At 74.4% G+C, this 6,122-nt stretch carries 6 protein-coding genes; 1 reads left to right on the top strand and 5 read right to left on the bottom strand.

Annotation, left to right across the window (positions count from 1 at the left end):
- Positions 1–1,215: hypothetical protein (locus PGN05_RS01880; RefSeq protein WP_419750665.1), on the top strand; the 1,215-nt coding region annotated here is incomplete at its 5' end.
- A gap of 18 nt (positions 1,216–1,233) precedes the next feature.
- On the opposite strand, the gene PGN05_RS01875 is transcribed toward PGN05_RS01880, so the two are convergent.
- From PGN05_RS01875 to PGN05_RS01855, 5 genes are all read right to left on the bottom strand, one after another.
- Positions 1,234–2,346 carry an NDMA-dependent alcohol dehydrogenase gene (locus tag PGN05_RS01875; protein ID WP_419750663.1) on the bottom strand — a complete coding sequence of 371 codons (1,113 nt, stop codon included), beginning with the start codon at positions 2,344–2,346 and terminating at the stop codon, positions 1,234–1,236.
- Positions 2,343–3,350 (bottom strand): ribonuclease Z, encoded by a 1,008-nt coding sequence (locus PGN05_RS01870; RefSeq protein WP_419750662.1) that lies wholly within the window; start codon positions 3,348–3,350, stop codon positions 2,343–2,345. Before PGN05_RS01870 ends, PGN05_RS01875 begins: the two co-directional genes overlap by 4 nt.
- A gap of 29 nt (positions 3,351–3,379) precedes the next feature.
- Complete coding sequence (locus PGN05_RS01865) at positions 3,380–4,252, bottom strand: sugar phosphate isomerase/epimerase family protein (RefSeq protein WP_419750660.1); 873 nt, start codon at positions 4,250–4,252, stop codon at positions 3,380–3,382.
- A gap of 9 nt (positions 4,253–4,261) precedes the next feature.
- A complete protein-coding gene (locus tag PGN05_RS01860; RefSeq protein WP_419750658.1) occupies positions 4,262–5,044 on the bottom strand; it encodes an SDR family NAD(P)-dependent oxidoreductase in 783 nt (260 codons plus the stop codon).
- Positions 5,045–5,117: 73 nt separating this feature from the next.
- Positions 5,118–6,107, bottom strand: coding sequence for a sugar ABC transporter substrate-binding protein (locus PGN05_RS01855; RefSeq protein ID WP_419750656.1), 990 nt, complete (start codon positions 6,105–6,107; stop codon positions 5,118–5,120).
- Positions 6,108–6,122: the final 15 nt, after the last annotated feature.

The raw sequence follows: 6,122 nt of genomic DNA, 5'->3' as shown, positions 1-6,122 counted from the left end.
GTCCCCCTGGTCCTCCCGGACGGGCGGGCGGCGCCGGCCGCGCCGTCCGCGCCGGCGGCGGCGCGCGAGGTCGCCGTGCTGGCCGAGCCGACCCGCGGGTCGCTGGCCGGCGACCGCGCCTTCGTGGACGCCGTCCGGGCCCTGGACTGGGGGCCGCTGGTCCCGCCCCCGGTGGCCGAGCGGGACGTGGTGCTGGCCGCCGACACCCCCGCCGGGCGGGTGGCGCTGGTGACCGGCACGGTCGACGAGGACGTGCGCGGGGTCTGGTTCACCGGCCCGGCCGGCGCCGCCCCGGACCGGCTGCGCGCCTCGGTGCCGCGCAACCTGGGGCCCGGCCGGCCGGCGTCCCTGCTGCTCGGCGGACCCGGCGACGCCACCCTCGTCGTCGTCGCCGGCCCGGACGACGAGGTCGAGGTGTCCCCGCGGCTGCAGGTCGGGCCGCGCGGCACGGTGGCCCGGGTCTACCAGCCGGTGCCCACCGCGGACGGGGTGGCGGTCGCCCCCGTGCGGACGACGAGCGGCGGGGCCGGCACCAGCGTCCGCGTCCTCCGCGACGGCACGCCGGTGCACCGGGCCGCCGTCGCCCTGGACCTGACCGTGCAGGACCCCGCCGCGCCGCCACCGGCGCGGGAGCCGCTGCGGCCGGTGACCACGCTGCCGGCGCCGCGGGCGGTGGCCATGGCGCTGGCCGAGGTCGCCGTCCCCCTCGGGGTGGAGCCGGCCGAGCTGGAGCCCGAGCTGCTGTGGTCGGGGCGGCTGCCGCTGGAGGGCGTCCCGGGCACAGCCGCCGTGGTCGTGGCCCGCAGCCCGGGCGGCGGGCTGGTGGTGACCACCTGGGCCGCGCAGGTGGGGCCCAGCGGCAACGGGCGGGTGGTCCCCTGCGGCGTGTACACCGCGCCGGGCGGTGTTGCCGTGACCGGCCTGGTGGTCGCGCGGGTGTGCGACTTCTCCTCCCCGGAGACCGAGCCGGCCGAGGGTGGCCGCTGGCTGGTGCTCACCGCTCCGCCGGAGGCGAGCGCCGCCGCCGTCCTCGACGGGCGCGGCGGACTGCTGGCCACGCTCGCCCTCGACCGCGGCGGCGCGATCGCGCCCCTCCCGGAGGGCGCGCGCGACGTCCGCACCCTCGACGCCGGCGGACGGGCGCTGCAGGAGGTGCCGATCGCCGCCGCGCCGGTGGCCCCGTTCGGCGACTACGGCAGCGGCCCGCCGCGCTGAAGGCCGCTGCCGCCGCCGTCAGTCGAAGAGGACCATCCCGCGGATCGTGCGGTGGTCCCGCATCGCCTGGTAGCCCTCGTTGACCTGCTCGAGCGTGTAGGTCTGGGTCACGAGCTCGTCGAGCACCAGCGCACCCTGGCGGTAGAGGTGCAGCAGCCGCGGGATGTCGGCGCGCGGGTTGGAGTTGCCGAACAGGCAGCCGACGATCTGCTTCTGCCAGGCGGTCAGCTCGAACACCGGCAGCTGGATGTCGCGCAGGGTCACCGACCCCAGCGAGGTCAGCGCGACCCGGCCCAGCTTGCCGACGACCGACATGGCGTCGGCGATGATCGTCGGCGTCACCACGTCGATGGTGATGATCGCCGACTCCGCCATCCGCCCCCAGGTGAGGTCGGCGACGGCCTCGGCCGCCTCGGCGGCGGTGGCGAAGGCGTGCGTGGCCCCGTAGACGGTGGCCTTCTCGCGGTTGTAGGGCGCGGGGTCGACGGCGATGATCCGCGTCGCCCCGGCCGCCTTGGCCCCCTGCAGCGCGTTCGCCCCGACCCCGCCGATGCCGAACACGACGACGGTGTCGCCGGCCCGCACCTGCGCGCCGTGGACCGCGGTGCCCCACCCGGTGGTGACGCCGCAGCCGACGAGCGCCGCCTTGTCCAGCGGGATGTCGTCCTCGATGCGGACCACCGAGTCCTGGTTGACCACGGTGTAGGGCGAGAAGGTGCCGAGCATGCACATGAGGCGGGCGTCCTGGCCGCGCACGCGGTGGCGGGCGGTGCCGTCCTGCTGCAGGCCGATGTTGATGCCCGCGCCCTTGTCGCACAGGTTCTGGTGGCCCGACGCGCACCAGGTGCAGTCCCCGCAGGCCGGGATGAAGCTGAGGACGACGTGGTCGCCCTCCGCCACCTTGGTGACGTTCGGCCCGACCTTCTCGACCACGCCGGCGCCCTCGTGTCCGCCGATGACGGGGAACGCCCCCATCGGCAGGTCGCCCACGCGCACGTGCTCGTCGGAGTGGCACAGCCCGGAGGCCGTGAGCTTGACCAGCACCTCACCGGCACGGGGCTCGTCGAGCTCGATCTCCTCGACCTGCCAGTCCTGTCCGTACTCCCACAACACCGCTGCCTGCGTCTTCAACCCCGGCCTCCTCGACGGTCATCGGACGGTTCCGGTCGGAGTGTGGACACCCCGGGGTCGGGGCGCAGCGCTCCTTCCGCTAGGAGGGAGGGCCGCCGGGGCGGCAGCGGCACGGTCTGCAGGTCGGCGGCGACGACGAGGTCCCCGTCGTAGCCGGCGGCGGCCTCCGCCCGGAACCGCTCCGGATCGCGGTAGCGCTGCGAGAAGTGGGTCAGCACCAGCCGGCGGACGCCGCACTCGGCCGCCACGGTCGCCGCCTGCCGGGCGGTGAGGTGCCCGTAGGCGTGCGCGAGGTCGGCGTCCTCGTCGAGGAACGTGGACTCGACCACCAGCAGGTCGGCGCCGTCGGCGAGCTGCCACACCGCGTCGCACAGCCGGGTGTCCATGACGAAGGCGAACCGCTGGCCGGGCCGCGGCTCGCTGACGTCTGCCAGGCGCACGGTCCGCCCGCCCCTGGTCAGGACGCCGTCGCGCTGCAGCCGGCCGACGTCGGGACCGGCCACCCCCGCAGCGGCCAGCGCCGCGGCCAGCATCCGGCGCCCGTCGGGCTCGACCAGCCGGTAGCCGAAGGCCTCCACCGGATGGTCCAGGCGGCGGGCCTCCAGCGCCCAGGACGGCCCGGCCGCGACCGGGCCGTCGGCGGTCAGCGGCTCGGCGCGCAGGTCGAGGACGTCGTGGAACACCGAGGCGGCCCGCAGCCGGGCGAAGTACTCCGCCCCCGAGGCCGGGAAGTGCGCGGGCACCGGGTGCGGCACCCGGTCCAGCGACATGCGCTGCACCACGCCGGGCAGGCCGAGGCAGTGGTCGCCGTGGAAGTGGCTGAGGCAGATCCGGGTGACCGCGCTGCTGGGTACGCCGGCCAGCAGCATCTGCCGCTGGGTGCCCTCGCCCGGGTCGAACAGCAGCCCCTCGCCGTCCCAGCGCAGCAGGTAGCCGTTGTGGTTGCGCTCCCGGGTGGGTGCCTGGCTGGCGGTGCCGAGCACCACGAGTTCCCGCGCCGCCACCGACGCGGGCTACCCGTGGCTGCGCGGGCTCACCCCTCCGGCGCGCTCGCGGCGGCCTCCGCCGACCGGATGATCTCGATCGCCTCCGCGGCCACGGCGCGGCCGTCGGAGTAGGTGTCCCGCCAGATGGCCAGGACCTCGGTCGCCACGGGCGACAGCACCGAGCGCGAGAAGGCCTCCAGGCCGACCCGCCCCCGGTACCCGGCGGCGACCGCCGTCCGGACGACCGCGGCCGCGTCGACCGCGCCGGACCCGAGGGCCCCGCGGCCGGACTGACCCAGCTCGAGGTAGCCCAGCACGGGCACCGCGGACCGGACCGCGCCCAGCATGTCGGCCTCCTCGACCGCCATGTGGAAGGTGTCCAGGTGCACCCGGAGGTGCTCGGACCCGCTGGCCGCGACGAGGTCGAGCGCCTGCTGCGCCGTGTTGACCATGGCGGTCTCGTACCGGTTGAGCACCTCGAAGGTCATCGTGACGCCCCGCTCGTGGGCGTGGTCGGCGACCGTGCCGAGGTGGGCCGCCGACCGGTCGAAGGCCTCCCGCGTCGACGCCGTCGCCGCCCGGCCGAACAGCCCGTACGAGACGCCGTTCATCTGGTCACCCCCCAGGGCGACGGTGGCCTCGACCACCTCCCGCAGGGCGGCCGCGCCCCGCTCCTGCTCGTCCGGGTCGGCGGAGGACACGTCCGCGCCGGGAGCCTGGCCGGCGAGCGTGATCGGTGAGAGGCCGTGCTCACGGAAGAGCGCGGCCCACTCCGCGAGCGGAGCGCTCGCCGGGTCGATCGGCGGCAGGACGACCGAGGAGTACCCGAGGTCGGCCAGGTCGCCGAGGGCCCGGGTCAGCCCGGGCTGCTCGAGGTCCGGGACCAGGACGTTCAGGTGGCAGGCGACGTCGAGGGGCACGACGGCTCCTCAGAAGACCGGCAGGTCGAGTCGCTGCTTGAACACCGAGTAGCCGTCGTCCACGTGCACGACGGTGCCGTTGATGACGTTGGCCTCGTCGGAGGCCAGGAACGCGACGACGTTCGCGATCTCCTCCGGCTCGGTCATCGAGTTCCGCAGCTGCTCGGACGCGAACGTCTGCTTCAGCTCGTCGCTGAACTTGTTGATGATGGCGGTGCCGACCCGGCCGGGCGTGATCGCGACGACGCGGATGCCGTACTCGGCCAGCTCGTAGGCGGCCGACCGGGTGAAGGAGATGACGGCGGCCTTCGCGGCGCTGTAGGAGAACGCCAGCTCGGCGGCCTGCTCCCCGTAGATCGAGGAGGTGTTGATGATGACGCCGGGGGTGCCCTGCGCCCGGAACTGGCGGCCGGCGGCGAGGATGCCGTAGTACACGCCGTCCTGGTCGACCCGGATCATCGGCGCGTAGTCGACGGCCGGGTCGTGCTCGAGCAGCGGCTTGCCGCCGGCGATGCCCGCGTTGTTGAAGATGACGTCGAGCTTGCCGAAGACGTCGACCGCGCGCTGCACGGTGGCCTCGACCTCGCTGTACACCGAGACGTCCACCCGGGCCGCCGCGGCGGCACCGGGGTGGCCGTCGGCCTCGATCTCGGCGACGACCTTCTCCGCCCGCTCGAGGTCGATGTCGGCCACGACGACCTTGGCGCCCTCACGGACGAACTTGTGGACCGTCGCCAGGCCGATGCCACTGGCACCGCCGGTGATGATCGCGACCTTGCCTGCCAAACGCATGGGTTGTCCTCGTTTCCTCGGGGTGGTGACGGTCCGGTGCGGGGGCGGGACGGCGCCCGCCCCCGCGCGCGGCTCAGGCGTCGGTCGGCTCGACGTCGGCCACGTTGTTGCGGTCGACGAGGGTGACCTCGGTCTCGACGAAGTTGTTCTCCGGCAGCTCACCGTTCTCGGCGTAGGTCTCCATGTAGCCCATGACCTCGTCGAGCACGGCCGGCCAGTCCTGCACGACGGTGGCGTAGAACGGGCCGTTCTTCTCGATCTCCGCCAGCGCGATGCCCACCGCGTCGACGCCGGTCACGAAGATGTCGTCCCGCCCGGCCTCCTCGATCGCCTGGGCGGCACCGACGGCGGCGTGGTCCCAGCCGACCCAGACGCCGTCGAGGCCGTCGGGGTTGGCCTGCAGGTAGTCGGTGACGAACTTCAGCGCCTCCTCCTGGGAGGTGCCGGGCGCCAGGACCTGGCGGATCTCACCACCGGCGATCGTGGCGCCGCCGGCTTCCAGCAGCTCCACCGCCATGGCGCTGCGGGTGCTGATGCCGACGTGGGGGTCGTGACCGATGACCATCACGTCCTTGCCCTCGAGGCCGCCCATCGCCTCCTCGAGCGACCCGACGGTGAGGTCGGCGATCTGCTGCTGGTCGGTGGTGACGTCGACGACGAAGTCGGGGTTGGGCTCGACGCCGCCGTCGATGGAGAAGATCGGGATCTGCGCCTCCTCCGCGGCGGCGACCATGGGCTGGATCTGACGGGGGTCCGGGAAGCCGGCGAGGATGGCGTCGACGCCCTGCGTGATCGCGGACTGCATGTCGGTGTTGATCTTGTCGTAGTCGAAGTCGCTGGTGTACAGCGTGACGTCCCAGCCGAGCTCCTCGCCGGCCTGCACGAAGGCGTCCAGCGTCGACTTGCCGACCGGCGTGCCGTACCCGGCGGTGAACGCCGCCACCGAGAAGGTGTCGTCGCCCCCACCGCCACCACCGCCGCCGCCGCCCGAGTCCGAGCACCCGGCCAGGACGAGGGACGAGGCGACCCCGAGGCCGACGACGGTGGAGAGGCTTCTACGCATCATTCACTCCTGTGT

This window comes from Geodermatophilus sp. CPCC 206100 (genome assembly GCF_048569675.1).
Classification (GTDB): domain Bacteria; phylum Actinomycetota; class Actinomycetes; order Mycobacteriales; family Geodermatophilaceae; genus Geodermatophilus.
The sequence above is the reverse complement of the archived record's forward strand: the minus strand, read 5'-3'. Positions and strand labels throughout refer to the sequence as shown.

Bases quoted from the DNA above. Each gene is read 5' to 3' on its own strand.
- PGN05_RS01860 (WP_419750658.1), bottom strand. From the start codon at position 5,044: ATGCGTTTGGCAGGCAAGGTCGCGATCATCACCGGCGGTGCCAGTGGC.
- PGN05_RS01855 (WP_419750656.1), bottom strand. From the start codon at position 6,107: ATGCGTAGAAGCCTCTCCACCGTCGTCGGCCTCGGGGTCGCCTCGTCC.